We start from the raw sequence: 17,603 nt of genomic DNA on the forward strand, positions 1-17,603 counted from the left end.
ATTGCCCGTGAGGCTTGACCATATAACACCCAAGCAATTTGCGTCGAATGACCAGATTGCGGTGTTGTGAAGACGAAACGAACCGAAAGTTTGCAGCTCACAATCATCACATACCCGATTTGCTGGAGTGTCGAAAGACGGTCCGGTACACAGAATTTCTTGACGACCATAGAGCATTGGAACCACCTGATCCCATCCCGAACTCAGCAGTGAAACGATGCATCGCCGATGGTAGTGTGGGGTTTCCCCATGTGAGAGTAGGTCATCGTCAAGATTAAATTCCGAAACCCCTATCTGCACACGCAGGTAGGGGTTTTGTCTTTTCCGGCCCGGTACAATCCAAGCGCTCCGGGGCCAGATCACGCGGCAAGAACTATGTAGTGCCAAGTTCCTCCCCCTTCGAGTCAAGCTCGAGTCTCCTAGCCCTCTCGGAAAACTCGAACATGACTATCGGCTCCAGCTACAACCATCCAGCCAATATCGCAACCACGCTGCCAAGTCCTTCTCGCACCTGGGCTGCACGCTTCCCTAATCCTCCAGATCTCTGCTTCGACTACCGTAAATTGGTCGAGCAAGCGGGTGGTATTGCCAAGGCCAACCTCTCAAGCCATCGCATCTGCATTGTGGGGGCGGGTGTCACCGGCCTTACCGCAGCGCGCGAGTTGCTCCGTTGTGGCTTCACCCAACTCACCGTGATCGAGCAATCTCAGCGTGTCGGTGGCCGTCACCTCACGGTGGTAAACAATCCACGGTCTTCCTCACCATCGACCCCTTTTGAAATGGGTGCGATGCGCATGCCATTCTTTAATCGAACAGGTGAAGCACCCAAAGAAGGTTGCTCACTCATGGCCTATTACGCCAAGTTGTTCGAGTTGCGTATTTAGGATTTTCCCAATCCTGGCACGCCTTGGGTCGCTTCCACTGGCATTTACCTGCAGGAAGGTGAACTCGAGGGTCAGGGGGAACCGAAGATGCTGATATGGAACAATTCTGACGGTTCCACACTGCCTCCAACCCCAGCCCTCCAGCAGGTCTATGCCAAATGGCACAAGTTTGCTGCCCGGATGACGGACCACGTAGCCACTATGTATGGCTCGGAGCACTGGGAAGCACAGTGGGCAGCCATCGTGGCTCACTATCAGGCGTTGTCATTTCGCGATCTGGTACGTCTTCCAGCGCTTGAGAATTGGGATGCTGACGCCCCAGGAAATTTTGGCGGGTTGGGCATGAGTCCTGAGGAATCAGCGATTTTTTACGCAATTGGTATTGGTGATGGCAGCTGGGGTGCCTTCTACGATGTGTGCTGCCTCTACCCACTGCGCACTGCCATCTTTGGATTCAGCAGCCATCTGCAACTGGTCCATGGGCGAGTCGATGAGCAAGGCAACCCACTTCAGGCACCTTACCTGGGCGAAGCTGTACATGACAGCAAAGGCCTGAGATTCGCGTCACCGAACTACCTGGGGCTCGCTACTTTGGACGAGTGCTTGTTATTCATGGAGATCAGCGAGCTTGAAAAATCTCTCTATACCCATCTGCTGCAACACTAGGATGGGTTACTCACCGACTCTTCCGTTTGTGCTTTGAGCAAACTACCAAATGGAAAGGTGCGGGTTCAGTATCAGTGGAACGTCAGCAATCCGGACAAAACCACCCCATTGAGCGCAGACTTTGACGCGGTGATTGTCACCCTGCCGTCCTGGCTGATTGAAACCAACGTCCGCCTGGAGCATTTCACTCCGACAATGCTACCGAGCAGCATTATCAACGCCTACAAAACTGCCCACTGGGAGACCAGCTGTAAAGTCTACGCGCCGCTGAAAAAGAGCTTTCTGCGTAAGAATCGGCGCATCCCGCAAATTCTGGTTACCGATAGTTTCGTACACGACGTATACGCCTATCAGTACAACGATAACTATGCCTACGACTGCATTCTGCTCAGTTACACCTGGGAGGATGACGCGACCAAGCTCGCTTCGCTCAGTGATACCGAACTGGCAAACAACTGCGTCAAAGAGCTGGACCGGATTCTGTTGCGCTGCACAAATATGGGACAGCCAATCTCGCCTTATGTAGATACTGACAACGCTCGGGTTCAACGCTGGGTGACCGATAAGAACGCCTTGGGATGCGCCAAGCTCTACCGGGCGGGGACTTACTACGATGCAGTCAGTCTTATGAAATACAACCGCGACCTCGCCGAGCATTCAGGGCTTTACCTGGTAGGCGAGTCATTCTCTGTCGATGCTGGCTGGACGGAGCCTTGTTTCAGGACGGCAGTGGATGCGGTGATCAATATCTGTAGGACGACGGGTGCTGCCTTCAACGGAGGTTTCTCCATGGACGACTATCCGCACTACCAGGTTGAGGTCTGAAATAAGCGTGTAAAGGGCAATGGCTTCGATTGCCCTTTCCGCTGCTTGAGTGCCTTCCTGCCGTGTCTTCGGAGGTATCCGACTGTTTTAGCAGGTGTACTGTCCGCTTTACTGGCGTCCCTCTCAAAACAACAAGAAGGACGTCGCCATGTCTATGCACACAGCACCCATCAGCCCTGCCCGTGTTGCGGTCATTCAATTCGACCCTCAGGTTGGGCAACAGCATTGTGACGACAACCTTTGCAAGGGGCTAAAGCTTGCTCAGCAGGCAGTCGATCAGGGCGCCAATTTGATCGTGTTGCCAGAGCTGGCCAACACTGGATACACCTTCCACTCCCGTGCTGAAGCCTACGAACATGCCGAGCCCCTAACCGATGGGCCGAGCCTGAATAGCTGGTCGGCTTTTGCCCGAGAGCATCAGGTCTATATGGTGGCCGGATTCGCTGAGCGAGATGGCTTGAAGCTCTATGACAGCGCTGTGCTTTTTGGCCCACAGGGGCGGCTCGGACATTACCGCAAGGCGCATCTGTGGAACCAGGAAAAGCTCTGGTTCACCCCGGGCAACCTGGGTTTTCCGGTGTTTGAAACCGCCATCGGACGGATTGGCTTGATGATCTGTTGGGATATCTGGTTCCCGGAGGTGCCGCGGCTATTGGCCCAGCAGGGCGCCGATATCATTTGCAGCCTGAACAACTGGGTCTGGACGCCACCACCGCTGTTCGATGCCAGCGGCAAGTGTATGGCGTCCTACCTGACCATGACCGCCGCCCACGTCAATAACGTGCCCATCGCGGCGGCTAACCGCATTGGCAGTGAGCGCGGTGGACGATTTCTCGGTTGCTCGTTGATTGCAGGGACCAACGGTTGGCCAATCGGCGAAGTGGCCGGGGCTGAGAACGAATGCATTATCGTTGCCGACCTTGACCTCAGCACAGCCCGTAGCGCACCGATCTGGAACAACCTCAATGACTTGCCCCGAGATCGTCGCATCGATGTCTACGGTTCGATGCTCGGTTATGAGTTGCATCCGGCTCTGCCGCGCTGAGGAGGCTGCCATGGATAACCTTATTCAGCGTCCTCGTGGCGCTTTCATTCCACTGTTTCTATTGTGCCTGGGAACCTCGCTTTTCACCTTCCTCGGTATCGAGGTAATGAGTGGTCGGGCAGAGAGCTGGCTGCACCGCTGGCCTGACTATTCGCACATGCTCGATCATCTGGATGAACCCATGGCTCGTCTGCGTTGGATCATCGGCGATATCAGCGAAGTGGCCTTCTACAAGCACGAACTGCCAGCCCTGGGCTTGCTCTCGGGTGCGGCGCTTGCGCATTGGGCCAACCGTAATGGCAAGCCCTGGCAGGGGTTTGCCATCAGCTATGGAACTGGCCTTTGGCCGTGGTTGGTGATCAGCTCTCTACTTGGCCTGCTACTCAGTCATGTCTTGTGGGGCTGGGTCTTGAGCAGCGGAACCTGGCAGCCGACTTTCGTTGCTTTTGTCTCACTGCCAGCGGCGATGGTGTTGTTGTTCGGTGCGGGCTGGAGGGTTGCGTTCAATGGTGCACTGTTCGGCGCGCTGCTCGTAACACCGGCCAGCCTGCTATTGGTCAACTACCTGTGTTATCCATTGCAGCTGCCCGTGGTAGCCGGCAATGTTGGCGGCATGGCAATTGCGAGTGTGCTGGCATTCATCCTGTGTCGGCGTTACCCGAGACTGGTGCGATCCACGCCTGCTGCTGATTTGCCCCAGGCAGTACCTGTGCTGTCGACCAAGCCTGAACACGGCGTACTCTGGACGTTGCGTCGGGTGTTGGCAGACTTCAGCGAGGCGCCATTCTTTGGCAACGAGTGGGCCAGTCTTGGCTTGCTGTCAGGAGTGTTGCTGGCCTATGCCATTTCGCCTGGCGGCCCTGCCTATGGCTCACAGCTGGTCATCGAGATCATTGCCGGGCAGTCGTTGGCTTCGTTTATCGGCGTGCTGGTCTGGCGTCATAAATGGCGCAGTCTGGGGTGGTATCCCACCTACATACCGATAGTGTCTGTCGTGCCCGCCGCCGTACTCGCGCTGGGTGGCAGTTGGCAAGTCATCGTGCTCAGTGCCACCTTGGGAGCGCTGATGGCGCCGCCCTTGGCTCATGCCATCAGCCAACGCTTGCCGAGCCATATGCATGGCTACATTGGCAATGTCTCGTCCATGGCAGTCTGTACCGTGCTTATCATTCCCTTCATTCGATTGGTCACCGGAGCAACTTCATGAGCACAGCCAACTGCCTACCTCAGCTGGTGATTGGTAGCCTGGGCGGCACTGTCTGCATGCAGGTCGAAAGCGCAGGCGAGGGGGTAACCCCGAGCCTCAGCGGCGAAGCACTGTTGGCGAGCTTGCCACAGCTTCAAGGCCTGGCCCGCATCAGCGCCGAAACCCTGCAATTGCTACCCAGTGCATCGCTGACCTTCATTCAGTTGCTCGAAGTCCTGCAGTGGGCCGACACCCAGGTGACGCAGGGGGCCCATGGTGTGGTGCTGACGCAGGGCACCGATACCCTGGAAGAGGTAGCCTATTTTCTGGATCTGCTTTGGCCACATGACGTGCCATTGGTGCTTACCGGCGCCATGCGTTCAGCCGATCAGGCGGGTGCAGACGGGCCTGCCAATCTGCTTGCTGCGGTGCAGGTGGCATTGGCTGCAGAGAGTCATGGGCGGGGGGCGTTGGTAGTCATCAATGACCAGGTCCATGCCGCGTTGAATGTGCGTAAAGCCGACAGCCTGGCGCTGGAGGCATTTACTTCTTCACACTTAGGGCCGGAAGGCCTGCTGATAGAAGGGCGCGTGTGTTACTTGAAAGCACCGAGGTTGCGCTGCACCCTTCCTGTCCCACAGCGTCTGGACCACCGCGTGGCGTTGCTCGAAGCCAGCCTGTCAGCGGACACTGTGCTGTTGGAAGAAGTAGCAGGATTAGGCTACGAAGGCTTGGTGATTGCCGGCTTCGGCGCCGGACATGTGTCTCGGGACTGGGCTCGTTGTCTGGGACAGATCAGCCTACGGCTGCCGGTTGTCATCGCAACACGAGCAGGTGCCGGTACTACGGCCTCACGTACCTATGGGTTCAAGGGGGGTGAGGTCGACTTGCAGCGCAGAGGCGCGCGGATGGCAGGCTTCTTGTGCCCACGCAAATGTCGTGTACTGCTCTGGGTGTTGATTGGATGTGGAATGGAGGGCGAGCTGGAGCGTCAACTGCAAGTCCAGGGCCTGGCGCACTCACTGAACAGCTGAAAGCGCGCGGGAGCCTGGTCCAGGCTCCCGCACCGGCTTACACGAATGCCTGTGGTGCCATGCCACGCGGCAGACGGCAACGATCAGGCCGAGCGCCCAGGCGTACACGCCAGTTAGTCTTGAAGCAGAACGTGGCTGCTTGCACCTGGCTTGCCTGGGACGCTTGGCTTGCCAGTCGCTGTTTGCGCAGTTCAGCCAGGGAAGGGGTGGCTTTCTTGGCCGGCACCGATTCAGCTTTGACCAGCGACCGCTGACAGGATTTGCAATCGACCTTGTCGGTGTCAGCGGTGCTGCTGAGGTTGTTGCCATTTCGACCGCAAGCGACTGCGTCGCCGCTCGTTGAGTAGTGCATTACCACGCTGTACATCTCCACACATATGAACAAAAGCGCGGGCATTTTCGCACATTTCATCCGTGCATAAAAAAAGGCCGCCCTACGGCAGCCTTTCACGCTTTCAGCACGCTACAGGGCACCCCCTCAGCGGCGCAGCTTGGCGCAATGATCCTGCTCGGGTTGAGCCGCCGTATACCACACATAGTCAGTGCTTTCGGCGCTGACGGTTTTGCCCACCTCAGCCAGAATCAGCACCGAATTACCTTCCTTGGCACCCAGGTCGCTCAGGTGCAGCGGCACACCCAGGTCCTTGCGCACATGGAAGGCCCCTGCCAGCAGTACGGCAGGTGTCGGGGCCGCCAACAGGCTTTCGGCCATGCGCCGATCCCGCTGTTGTTGCACGGCGAGCATCGCCGGCATCTGCGCTTCGGGAAGCAAGCCGCAATGCGACCCGCGAATGTCGTTCAGCAGCGTGGACTGTACGTAAGGGGTAGTAGACGCTGTGCCCTCAAGTGTCGGGCGCTGTTTGTAGATCTGCATGATCTGCGCCCGGTCCAGGTTGGCTGCCAATAGGGGATAGGGTTGTTTCACGGCATAGGTGACCAATGCCCCATACACGCTCCAGTCCCAGTTGGCCTGCCAGGCCAGCGCCTTGAACAGGTCGCTTGGCGCCTTTCCGGCACGGGCAGCAGCTTGCGCGGCATCAACGTTTTCCTGTTGGTTTGGATTGATCATCTCCATCAGCAGACTCCCTTGTGCGCGCTGTGTCGCCAGTTGGCGCAGCAACCACAGTTGCAGGGCGTGATGATCGGGATTGTCGTGTTGCTCACCGACCAGCACCCGCGGCGCTACGGCCAGCCGCTCGACCAGCTGCTGCGGTGTAAGGGTTTGACCGGTAGCAAGTTCGCGGATCACGCCAAGCTCGGCATGGTCTCGCCCTTGTGGGGCAATGGGTGCTGGCGGGGGCTGGACAGAGTGGGATTGGCAGGCCGTCAACAGGCCGACCAGGCAGAGCGACAAAAGACGCATGATGATTCCTTGGTAATCGATTGCCCCTCGATCACCGTTGACCGAGGGGGCCTATTAGCGCGCGATGATTAACGGATGACCGCGTTCGGGGTGTTGCTGGATCAGTACCTGCAGTCCATACACGGCTGTCAGCGCATCGGCGGTCAGCATGCCTGCCGGTGGCCCATAGGCGTGCGGCAGACCTTGTTGCAACAACAGTAGATGATCGCAGTAGCGGGCCGCCAGGTTCAGGTCATGGAGGATCACCATGGCGGCGGCACCGCGCTCGGCAAAGTCGCGCACTGCTTGCAAAATGGTGTGTTGGTGCAAGGAGGCGAGCATCGACGTCGGCTCGTCAAGCAACAACGTCTGACCCTCGGCGCCCGGCCAGAGTTGAGCCAGAACTCGTGCCAGGTGAACACGCTGCCGCTCGCCACCCGACAACGCCAGGTAAGTGCGCCCGACAAGGTGCAGGGCATCGGCGGCGTGCAGTGCTTCGGTAACGATTTCGGCGTCGCGCATTTGGCCGGTGGCATGGGGTAGGCGGCCCATGCTCACCACGTCATTCACCGAAAAGCCGAAGTTCAGGCTCGAATTCTGGGGCAACACGGCCAGGCGCTCGGCCCATTCCTGGCCCGGCCATTCGGCGAGCGGAGGCTGGTCAAGGCTGACAACGTCTTCGGTGATGGGCAGCTCTGCGCACAAGGCTGAGAGCAACGTACTTTTACTGCACCGTTGGGCCCGAAGACGCCAACAACCTCTCCGGGGTTTAGCTGTATATCGATGTTTTCCAGCACAGTGCGATGGCCGCGCCGTACCGACAGGTTATTTGCCCGCAACATCAGGAACGCCCCCGCACCCGCAAGAAGAGGAAAAAGGGGGCACCAATCAGTGCCGTCACGATGCCGATCGGAAGTTCCGCCGGGGCGAGCAGCAAGCGCGCGATCAGGTCGGCCAGCAACAGTAGCGCAGCGCCGGCCAGCAACGAAGCGGGCAGCAGAACCCGACGGTCCGGGCCGACCAGCAACCGCATCAAGTGCGGAACCACCAGACCGATGCGCGTAGCGCGACGATCACATCGCAAGTCGGCCAACGCCGCAGGCTGCGGGTTACCCGACTCGTTGTGTCTTCGAATGCACCGTAGCGCAGCAAAGCCACGTTTCATTGCTGTCGGGGATTTCTGTATCCGTGGGCACTGGGAGGAGCACCATCAGGGTCATGTATTACAAGGCGTAATAGCTGTGAACCTTCTTTCTATTTATAGGTAATTCACGGCTGGAGGTAACATCTCCTACATGCACTGGGATGCGTCGAGCAGCACTGCTGTGAGTCCTTGCATGGCTTCGCCGATTAGCGGCCGCCGCTCCTTTCAAAAAGAACAAGTATTAGAGGAACTCGCATGTCTTTGTCCGTCCCGCTCACCCGCGAGCATTTCGCACGTCTCGATCACGATGACCCCCTGGGCAACTCGTGTGCGCGATTTGATCTTCCCTCTGGTGAGATCTATCTCGATGGCAACTCCTTGGGGGCCATGCCCGCTCATGTACCTGCCCGCATCGAGCGAGTGCTGAAGGAGGAATGGGCCCATGGTCTGATTCGTTCCTGGAACGATGCTGACTGGTACCCTGCGCCGCAACGCGCCGGCGGCAAGGTTGCCCGGCTGATCGGTGCAGGTGCCAATGAAGTGATCGTCGCCGACTCCACCTCCATCAACCTGTTCAAGGTGCTGGTGGCCGCTACGCGTATGAAACCTGAGCGCAAGGTGATCCTCGGCGAGCGGGGCAACTTCCCGACCGACGTCTATGTCGCTTCCGGCGTGGCCGAACTGACCGGTTGCGAGCTGCGTTGCGTCGAGCCGGACGAGGTGCTGGCGGCGCTGAACGAAGAGGTCGCAATCCTTTCCCTGACCCATGTGAACTACAAGTCTGGCCGCCGCTATGACATGGCCGCCATCACGGCTCGCGCACACGAAGTCGGGGCCCTGGTGGTCTGGGACCTGTGCCACTCCGCCGGTGCCATGCCGATCGACTTGAACGGCGTTCAGGCCGACTTCGCCGTTGGTTGTGGCTACAAGTACCTGAACGGTGGCCCCGGCGCGCCGGCCTTCGTGTATGTCGCCGAACGCCACATCCCGCATGTGCGTCAGCCACTGACCGGCTGGCATGGTCATGCCCGGCCGTTCGACTTCACCCACGACTATGAAGCGCACCCGACCATCGACCGCATGCTGGTGGGCACCGCTCCACAGTTGGGCATCCTGGCCCTGGAAGCGTCGCTGGAAATGTTCGACGGCATCGACATGCAGGTGCTGCGCAACAAGAGCGTCGCGCTGTGTGATTTGTTCATCCAGCTCTGCGACGAGCAGTTGGCTGGCCTGGGTGTGGAGCTGCGCTCGCCGCGCGATGCCGCGCAGCGCGGCAGCCAGGTGTCGCTGGCGCACGCCAATGCCTACCCGGTCATGCAAGCACTGATCGCCCGCGGGGTGATTGGTGACTTCCGTGCCCCCGACATCCTGCGCTTTGGCTTCGCCCCGCTCTACAACAGCTACGTGGACATCTGGGACAGCGTCCAGGCGCTGCGTGAGGTACTCGCAAGCGGCGAATGGAACGCTCCGCGGTTCATCGCCAGGAAGTCGGTGACCTGATCCCTTCTTGACCAGACCTGAGCACTCGAACATGACAAAAACAACAAGATCTTTCGATAACTTGATCCAGCGCGAGCAGGGTCTGAAACAAAGCTTGAGCAGCGGCCAGCTGTCGATGATTGCCATCGGCGGCGCCATCGGCACCGGGCTGTTCCTGGGCAGCGGCTTCGCCATCGGCTTCGCCGGCCCCAGCGTGCTGCTGAGTTACAGCATCGGTGCGGTGATCGCGCTGCTGCTGATGGGCTGCCTGGCGGAAATGACAGTCCGCCACCCGACCTCGGGCTCCTTCGGTTCTTTCGCCGAGTTCTACGTGGCGCCCTGGTTCGGCTTCCTGATTCGCTATGCGTACTGGGCGTCCATCGTCTTCGCAGTGGGTACCGAGATCACCGCAGTGGCCATGTACATGAAGTACTGGTTCCCGGACGTGCCGGGCGGTTACTGGATGGTCACATTCTCGGCGGTGCTGGTGCTGACCAACGTCCTCAGCGTCAAGGTCTTCGGCGCCATCGAGTACGTATTTTCTCTGCTCAAACTGTGCGCCATCGTCGCCTTCATCCTGTTGGGCGCCTGGGTGGTCTATGGCGCGCCGGCGGATTCGTCCATCGGTTTCGCCAACTATACGAATGATCGTGGCTTCTTCCCCAACGGCATGTGGGGAACCTGGGTGGCGGTCATCGTGGCGTTCTTCAGCTACCTCAGCATTGAGATGATTGCAGTGGCGGCGGGCGAAGCCAAGGATCCCAAGCGCGCAGTCACCAAGGCCTTCCGCATTACCGTGGTACGCCTGGTGTTGTTCTACCTGCTGACCATCGCGCTTGTTCTGGCGATTTTGCCATGGGGGCAGAACAACGGTGGCCAGAGCCCGTTCGTCACAGTGATGCATGCGACCGGTGTTCCCTATGCTGGGGCGGTGTTCAATGCGGTAATCCTGATTGCGGCGTTGTCGGCGATGAACAGCCAGCTGTACATCACTTCGCGGCTGATGTTCAGCCTGGCGCGAGCCGGCCAGGCACCGGCGCTGTTCGGCCGAGTGAGTGCCCGGGGCGTGCCGCTGCCGGCCCTGCTGCTGTCGTCGCTGGGGATCGGGCTGGGCACCCTGCTGTACATCGCCTACCCGAAGGACGCCTTCACCCTGATGATGTCGATCGCCATGTTCGGCGCGATGTTCACCTGGGCCGGCATCTTCCTCACCCACCTGTTCTTCCGTCGTCGTCAGGGCAGCGCGTCCCTGGAGTTCCGTCTGTGGGGCTACCCCTGGACCAGCCTTGCCGGCCTGCTGCTGATGCTGGCGGTAATGGTGACCACGCTGTTCACCGAGGAGTTCGCCCTCACCCTGGTTTGCGGTGTGCCCTTCCTGCTGGTGATGGCGTTGATCTACGTCCTGCGCTTGCGCAAGTCCCGGCCCGTCGAAGGTGAGGCGCCCCGCCCGCTACCGATTCGGCACTGAGCCCAACCGGGCCTGATCCTTGGATCGGGCCGCCCATTCCCTGAAACACCAGTCCCCGGGCGCTTTGCCGTCCGGGTGGGGAGCGGCTTGCCCGCTCACCACGAGCATTCAGTCGTACGAGGATGTCATGCGCGTATTCCGCTCAGCCTTGCCCCTGATTTTTGCCCATCTGGCCCTGCCGGCTCATGCGGCGGCGGTGTCCGCAGAGGGCTGGGGCAGTTTCGTCGAAGGCAGCCAGCTCAAGCTGTTGATGCGCAACTCCTACTTCAACCGAAGCAAGGAAGAAGGTCGCCCTGACCAGCGCGACTGGACCCAGGGCATCAACCTGGACTTCGCCTCAGGCTTCACCCCCGGCACCTTTGGGGTCGGGATGGATGCGTTCGTCTACCAGGGTTTCAAACTGGATGCCTCGGCGGGCAAGACCGGCACCCGCAACCTGCCGGTACACGATGACGGCGAACCGGCCGACGAATACGCCAAGGGCGGCGTGGCGCTGAAGCTGCGGCTGTCGAAGTCCGAGCTCAAGGTGGGTGAGCAGCGTCCGGATACCCCGGTATTCGGTGTCAGCCACTTCCGCATTGTGCCGCAGACCGCCACCGGCCTGACCCTGCGCAGCCGGGAGCGCGACGACCTGGATCTGCAGGCCGGCCATTTCACCTCGGCCACCAGCCCGGTGACCACCAACGCCGACGGTGACCTGTGGGCGGTCATGGCTGAGGTCACCACGCCGCGCGCCGACTATGCCGGCGGTACCTGGCAATGGGCGCCGGGGCACTCTCTGGCGCTGTACGGTGCGAAATTCGAGGACCTCTGGTACCAGGGCTACGTGAACCTGAATTCGCAGTTTGTGCTGGAAAGCGATCGCGAAGCGGGGCTGAACCTGACCCTGTACCGCACCACTGAGACCGGTGCGGCGCGGGCTGGCGAGATCGACAACCTGACCCTGGGGGCCTCGACCTACCTGCGCCTAGGGAGCCACCGCGTTCTGCTCGGCCTGCAGAAGGTCCGCGGCGACAGCCCTTTTGACTACCTGGGCGTGGGTGACAACGACCGCAAAGGTCGCAACGGCAACGACCAGGGGGCCTCCATCTGGCTGCCCAACTCGGCCCAGTTTTCCGACTTCAACGGGCCCCACGAGCGCTCCTGGCAGGTTCGCTACGACTATTCATTCGCGGGTTTGGGGCTGCCTGGCGGCTCGTTGATGGTCCGTTATGTCCAGGGCGACCAGATCGATGGCAGCGCAATTCCTGTGGGCAGTCCGTACGCCGGGCGCTATGGGGACGACGGCTCGCATCGAGAAACCAACCTGGAGTTGCGCTACGTGGTGGCGTCCGGGCCGGCCAAGGGCTTGAGCGTGCGGTTGCGCCAGGCCTGGCATCGCGCCGACACCGATCAGGGCTCCGGCGACCTCGATGATTTTCGGATCATCACCGATTACCCGCTGCAGATCTTCTAACGCCCCGCGCGAGGCGGCCTGTGCGCGGGCAATGAGCACAACGAAGTTGTTCGGAAAGGATTCCGGAAGTGGTGAAACGCAAAGATTGCCCGATGGGGCATTACCAAACGGAGTAAATAATGAAAATAACGCAGCTCTCTGTTAAACCTGCCAACCCACATAAACGCTGCCGCCTGGCGCTTTCGCTGGTGGTTGGCCTCTTCGCCAGCGCCAGCCTGCATGCCGAAGAGCATGCCCCGATGAACATCACCGATCCCATCGTCAAGCGTCTGACCGAACTGGGGCCGGAGCGTATTCCGCCGGTGCCGGCACCCGGCAGCTATGGCATGGACAAGGCTACCGGCAAGTTCATCTGGCCCGTGGCCACGCCTTTCTCCCATGAAGGCAAGCCGTTCCCCGGCGAGTTGGATCACTGGGATACCAAGAGCTACATCAAGAACATGAAGGTAGAGGCCTATTACCCGATTGCGGTCGAGCCCTTCCACACCTGGCAGAACATCGTCGACTTCGACGGCAAGCGTTACCTCTACCAGTACGTGCGTCGCGACCTGAAGATCTTTGACATCACCAATCCCAAGGATGTGAAAGTCGTACTGTCCAAGGGCGCACCCTGGGGGCCGGAAGGCCCGGGTAAGGAGGTCAACCCCTACCCGGCGGACGACTTCTTCGGTGCAGCGTCGATCCAGTGGAACAAGAAGCTTGGCAAGAACATCATGGTGCAGTCCTTCGAGACCCGCCGCTTTGGCGTACTGAGCGACAAGTATCGTGAGCCGGACAAGGTCGAAGCCATCCGCAAGTCCAAGCACCTCAAGGGCTTTAAAGTCTACGAGATGAATGGCCCGCTGCCGCAGGACTGGAAGCTGATCGCCACCCGCACCACCGATATCGAGCATCCGGATGCGCCGATCGGTGAGCAACAAGGCTCCGGGGTGCGCGACATTCCCGCCTATTTCGGCGGCGATGTGATGTACGTTGCGGCCGCACCGAGCGACAAGTACGCACTCACAGAGTACCCCAACGACCTGTACAACTCCGGCTACCAGTCCTGGGACATGTCCGAGCCGAGCAACCCCAAGCTGCTCGATGTGTTGACTGTGCCGGGGCAGATCATCGGCGATCCTGAGCACGAGGCAGTGTTCAAGGCCAACCCGCGCGCCGGCAACCGTGCGTCCTGGATGGGGTCGCGTGCGTCGCTGTTCATTCCCAAACCGGTGGAGCAGGGCGGCAAGTACGGTTATGCAGCCATGGGGGGCATGGGCCTGTACGTAGTCGACATCACCGACTCGGCGAACCTGAAGGTGGTCGGCCATCTCGAGTTCCCGGTCAGCGTGGCCGGCACTGAAGGTGATGGCATCGATGTGAGCCAGGTGGAGAAGACAGGGCTGATCTACTTCAGTGGCTACCCGCTGACCGAGGACTGCTACGAGGCGGTGAAGCCCATCTATGCCGTGGATGTCAGCAACCCGGCCAAGCCGGTCATCAAGCACACCCTGCCGATGCCCACTCCGCCAGCCGACGCCGAATTCACCGATTACTGCCAGCGCAAGGGCAGCTTCGGTCCCAAGCGCAGTGGTTACTACACTCAACCTGGAATCTCGCGTGATGGCATCCTGCCATACGCCTACTACAACGCCGGCGTGCAGGTGTTCGATGTGCGCAACCCGGACAAGCCGACCATCGGTGCCTACTTCGTGCCGCCGTACGACACCAAGAACGTAGTGAGCTGGGCCATGGGCAACCTCACCCACGGCACCTACACCGAGTACGACCGTAACCTGATCTGGGTCTTCACCAACCACGGATTCTATGCGCTGTCGACCCCGCTGCTGGGCGAGCCCAGCTTCGCGGCGCCGAAGAAGACGTGGCCGTCCCGGGACTGATCCAGCCCCGCAAGAACAGTAATACCAATAAGAAATCAGGCCGCGGCAGCAGGGGAGTGCTGTCGCGAGCCTCTACTCGTTCTATCGGAGCATCCAATGCGCAAACTTTTACTCATTCTGCCGCTGATGAGCGGCTACGCCTGCGCTGACATTGCAGACCTCAAGGACGTTTCGGGCATCGACGTCATCGAGCTTTCCGGGGTCATCGACGTCAACTACGAGGTGGCCAAGTCCGGCGGCCACACCGAGGAACGTGCCAACGGCGGGGGCTTGAGCGCAAACCGCCTACAACTGCATATGCAGGAAGCGGTCACCGACGACCTGTCTCTGAACTGGGTCTATCAGGCGCAATACAACCCACATTCCGATGACGATATTGGCAAGCGCGAGACCTATTTCGAGGTCATTTCCAAGCGCTGGGGGACGCTGAGCGCAGGCCGCCGGGATACCCCGTCCGCCAACGCCTATGGCTACGCCGACCCGTTGTACAACAACGACTACAGCCTGATCAGCAACGTAATGGTGTTCTACGCGCCGTGGCGTGAAGACGGCCTGCTGATGTACATCAGCCCGCGAATCGATGGTTACGAGTTCCGTGGTGGAGTGACCGACGGTGAGGACGATGGCAGCCGCGATGGGCAGGTCATCAGTATCGCGGTGGATCGCTGGACCGACAGTCCCTGGTATTTCTCGGCTGCCGTAGACCGCAAGTACCAGCGCAATCTGTGGGACCAACACACCATGGAACAGTCTACCGACGCCTACCTGACCGTGGTGTACACCATGGGCCGGACCGACCTGTCGGCGGTCTACCATCGCTACGTGGGCTACTACGCCTACGCCCCCTGGGTGGATTTCGAGTCCAACGGCAACGACCTGCAGCTCGGCATACGCCACAACTTCGGCAACAAGCACAATGCCACTGCCAGCTTCATCTACAAGGACGACCGCAAAGATGAAGCGCTGAGCGACGCTGCAGCGATCAGCCTTGGCTACATCTACAACTATGACAAGAACATCGATCTCTACGGAGTTTACGCCTACATCCATCACACGCGTGACAGCGAGGTGCGCTACCCGGTCAGCTGGAGCCTGGACAGCCCGCTGCCGAACGAGAACCCGCAAGGCATGCAATTGGGCGTGCGCATCAAGTTTTAAATCCCCTTGCATCCCCGGCAGTCGCCGGGGATGCGCCTTTTTGCCGGGCTGGGCGGCCGGTGGCGCGTCCAGCCTTCTGACCGGAAGCCTCCCATGACCCGCCCCTTCGGCTTTGGCAGCAAGCTGCTGCTGGCCACCTCGCTGCTGGTGGTCGCCAGTTTCACCGTATTCACCCTGTACAACGATGCACAGCTGCAGGCCGCGCTCGGACGTACCCTGGAGAGCCGCTTGCAGAATGCCGGACGCCAGGCCGCCAACACCGTGCAGCTCTGGCTCGGCGGGCGCCTGGCGCTTATCGAGCAGGCTGCGCAAGGCATTGTCCAGCAAGGTGTCGAGCGTGATGCCAGCACGAACCTGGCATTGCAGGTGATGCGCGACAGTTTCACCTATGCCTACCTGGGGCGAGCCGATGGCTCCTTCCAGATGTCGACGGACGATCCGCCTCCCGAGGGTTACGACCCGCGGCTGCGGCCTTGGTACGAGGCCGCCCGGGATAGCCAGGGCACGGTTGTCACCGAGCCTTATCGGGATGCAACCGACAGCCAACTGATGCTGACCATAGCCGTTGCGCTCAGGCAGCAGGAGCAGCTGTTGGGTGTGGTGGGCGGCGACCTGAGCCTGGACACCTTGGTGAAAATCATCAACGCCCTGGATTTCGACGGCATCGGCTACGCCTTCCTGGTCAGCGCCGATGGCAAGGTGCTGGTGCACCCGGAGCAAGGCAAGGTGATGAAGAACCTGCGTGACCTTTACCCGCACCACACCCTGTCACCGGACGCGGGCTTCAGCGAAGTCGAGTCCGCCGAAGGCACACACATCCTGACCTTCTCGCCGGTGGGCGGCTTGCCGACGGTGGACTGGTACGTGGGCATCTCGGTAGACAAGGCCAAGGCCTACGCCATGCTCAGCGAGTTCCGCACCTCGGCGCTCATCGCCACGCTGGTCGTCGTGGTCTGCATCATCTTCCTGTTGAGCATGCTTATCCGCGTGCTGATGAAACCGCTGCGCACCCTGGGCTGCGCCATGCAGGACATTGCCCAGGGCGAGGGAGACCTCACCAAGCGCCTGGCGATGCAGACCAGAGATGAGTTCGGTGAACTGGCCGAGGCCTTCAACCGCTTTGTCGAGCGTATCCACGGCTCGATCCGCGAGGTGTCCTCGGCGACCCGCCAGCTCAATGACGTGGCCAAACGGGTGGTCGATGCCTCTAACGCGTCGATGGTCAACTCCAGCGCGCAGGTCAAACGCACCAACAGGGTTGCCGCGGCGATAAACGAACTGGGGGCCGCCGCCCAAGAGATCGCTTGCAACGCTGCCGACGCCTCGCTCCAGGCCTCCGACGCTCGCCAACAGGCCGAACACGGTCGTGAGGTGGTTGACTGCTCCATCGCCGCGATGAATGAACTGTCGGCGAAGATCAGCGCCTCCTGCGCCAACATCGAGCAGCTCAACTGCAAGACGGTGAATATCGGCCAGATACTCGAAGTGATCAAAGGCATTTCCAAGCAGACCAACTTGCTGGCCCTCAACGCCGCCATCGAGGCCGCCCGCGCCGGCGAGTCCGGTCGTGGTTTCGCCGTAGTCGCCGATCAGGTGCGCGGCCTGGCGCAACGCACCCGGGAGTCAGCGCAAGAAATCCACGCGATGATCGATGCACTGCAAGTGGGGGCGCGCGAGGCGGTGGCCACCATGGTCGAAAGCCAGCGCTATAGCGAGCACAGCGTGGTGATCGGCAACAAGGCTGGAGAGCGCCTTGGCAACGTGACCCGGCACGTCGTAGAGATCGACGCCATGAACCAGTCGGTCGCCAGCGCCACCGAGGAACAGACTGCAGTAGTCGATTCGCTGAACCTGGACCTCAGTGAAATCACCACCCTTAACCAGGATGGTGTGGAAAATCTGCGTACCACCCTGGGCGCCTGCGCCGACCTGGAGCATCAAGCCAGGCGCTTGCAGCAACTGGTAGACGGTTTCCGAGTCTGATGTCGTTTCACCCGTGCGATGCCTGCGTGCCGCAACAAAAAAAGCCCCTGTCC

General features: G+C 60.3%; 11 protein-coding genes, 1 rRNA gene and 4 pseudogenes. 12 read left to right on the forward strand and 4 right to left on the reverse strand.

Annotation, left to right across the window (positions count from 1 at the left end; all coding sequences use genetic code 11):
* The first annotated feature begins 158 nt into the window (after positions 1-158).
* The 5 genes and pseudogenes from rrf to H621_RS0118805 all read left to right on the forward strand — a co-directional run bounded on the left by rrf (position 159) and on the right by H621_RS0118805 (position 5,640).
* Positions 159-274: ribosomal RNA gene (rrf, locus tag H621_RS0118785) — 5S ribosomal RNA — on the forward strand.
* A 169-nt stretch (positions 275-443) separates the two neighbouring features.
* Positions 444-2,375, forward strand: a pseudogene (locus H621_RS27280) (flavin monoamine oxidase family protein).
* Between the two features lie 148 nt (positions 2,376-2,523).
* Positions 2,524-3,420 carry a nitrilase family protein gene (locus H621_RS0118795; protein WP_028944875.1) on the forward strand — a complete coding sequence of 299 codons (897 nt, stop codon included), beginning with the start codon at positions 2,524-2,526 and terminating at the stop codon, positions 3,418-3,420.
* A 106-nt stretch (positions 3,421-3,526) separates the two neighbouring features.
* Positions 3,527-4,627 (forward strand): hypothetical protein, encoded by a 1,101-nt coding sequence (locus tag H621_RS0118800; RefSeq protein ID WP_245219099.1) that lies wholly within the window; start codon positions 3,527-3,529, stop codon positions 4,625-4,627.
* Positions 4,624-5,640: an asparaginase gene (locus H621_RS0118805; RefSeq protein ID WP_028944877.1), complete on the forward strand. Its 1,017-nt coding sequence runs from the start codon at positions 4,624-4,626 to the stop codon at positions 5,638-5,640. The genes H621_RS0118800 and H621_RS0118805 overlap by 4 nt, the downstream gene beginning before the upstream one ends.
* A gap of 37 nt (positions 5,641-5,677) precedes the next feature.
* On the opposite strand, the gene H621_RS0118810 is transcribed toward H621_RS0118805, so the two are convergent.
* From H621_RS0118810 to H621_RS27290, 4 genes and pseudogenes are all read right to left on the reverse strand, one after another.
* On the reverse strand, positions 5,678-5,992 hold the full coding sequence (locus H621_RS0118810) for a hypothetical protein (RefSeq protein ID WP_051270621.1): 315 nt from the start codon (positions 5,990-5,992) through the stop codon (positions 5,678-5,680).
* Positions 5,993-6,118: 126 nt separating this feature from the next.
* Positions 6,119-7,003 (reverse strand): ChaN family lipoprotein, encoded by an 885-nt coding sequence (locus tag H621_RS0118815; protein ID WP_028944879.1) that lies wholly within the window; start codon positions 7,001-7,003, stop codon positions 6,119-6,121.
* Positions 7,004-7,057: 54 nt separating this feature from the next.
* Positions 7,058-7,824: pseudogene (locus H621_RS27285) on the reverse strand (heme ABC transporter ATP-binding protein).
* Positions 7,824-8,039, reverse strand: a pseudogene (locus H621_RS27290) (iron chelate uptake ABC transporter family permease subunit); the annotation flags it as partial. The pseudogenes H621_RS27285 and H621_RS27290, both read right to left, overlap by 1 nt.
* A 342-nt stretch (positions 8,040-8,381) precedes the next feature.
* On the opposite strand from H621_RS27290, the gene kynU reads away from it, so the two are divergent.
* The 7 genes and pseudogenes from kynU (at position 8,382) to H621_RS29315 (ending at position 17,550) form a co-directional block, all read left to right on the forward strand.
* Positions 8,382-9,626, forward strand: a complete 1,245-nt coding sequence (gene kynU, locus H621_RS0118830; RefSeq protein ID WP_028944881.1) for a kynureninase — start codon at positions 8,382-8,384, stop codon at positions 9,624-9,626.
* Positions 9,627-9,657: 31 nt separating this feature from the next.
* Positions 9,658-11,073, forward strand: coding sequence for an amino acid permease (locus H621_RS0118835; protein ID WP_028944882.1), 1,416 nt, complete (start codon positions 9,658-9,660; stop codon positions 11,071-11,073).
* A 127-nt stretch (positions 11,074-11,200) separates the two neighbouring features.
* On the forward strand, positions 11,201-12,529 hold the full coding sequence (locus H621_RS0118840; protein WP_028944883.1) for an OprD family porin: 1,329 nt from the start codon (positions 11,201-11,203) through the stop codon (positions 12,527-12,529).
* 119 nt (positions 12,530-12,648) lie between these two features.
* Positions 12,649-14,409, forward strand: coding sequence for an LVIVD repeat-containing protein (locus H621_RS0118845; RefSeq protein ID WP_051270617.1), 1,761 nt, complete (start codon positions 12,649-12,651; stop codon positions 14,407-14,409).
* 96 nt (positions 14,410-14,505) lie between these two features.
* On the forward strand, positions 14,506-15,567 hold the full coding sequence (locus H621_RS0118850) for a porin (protein ID WP_028944885.1): 1,062 nt from the start codon (positions 14,506-14,508) through the stop codon (positions 15,565-15,567).
* Positions 15,568-15,660: 93 nt separating this feature from the next.
* Positions 15,661-16,692: pseudogene (locus H621_RS29310) on the forward strand (HAMP domain-containing protein); the annotation flags it as partial.
* Positions 16,693-16,785: 93 nt separating this feature from the next.
* Complete coding sequence (locus tag H621_RS29315; RefSeq protein WP_371919716.1) at positions 16,786-17,550, forward strand: methyl-accepting chemotaxis protein; 765 nt, start codon at positions 16,786-16,788, stop codon at positions 17,548-17,550.
* Positions 17,551-17,603: the final 53 nt, after the last annotated feature.

Source organism: Pseudomonas vranovensis DSM 16006, from assembly GCF_000425805.1.
Classification (GTDB): Bacteria; Pseudomonadota; Gammaproteobacteria; order Pseudomonadales; family Pseudomonadaceae; genus Aquipseudomonas; species Aquipseudomonas vranovensis.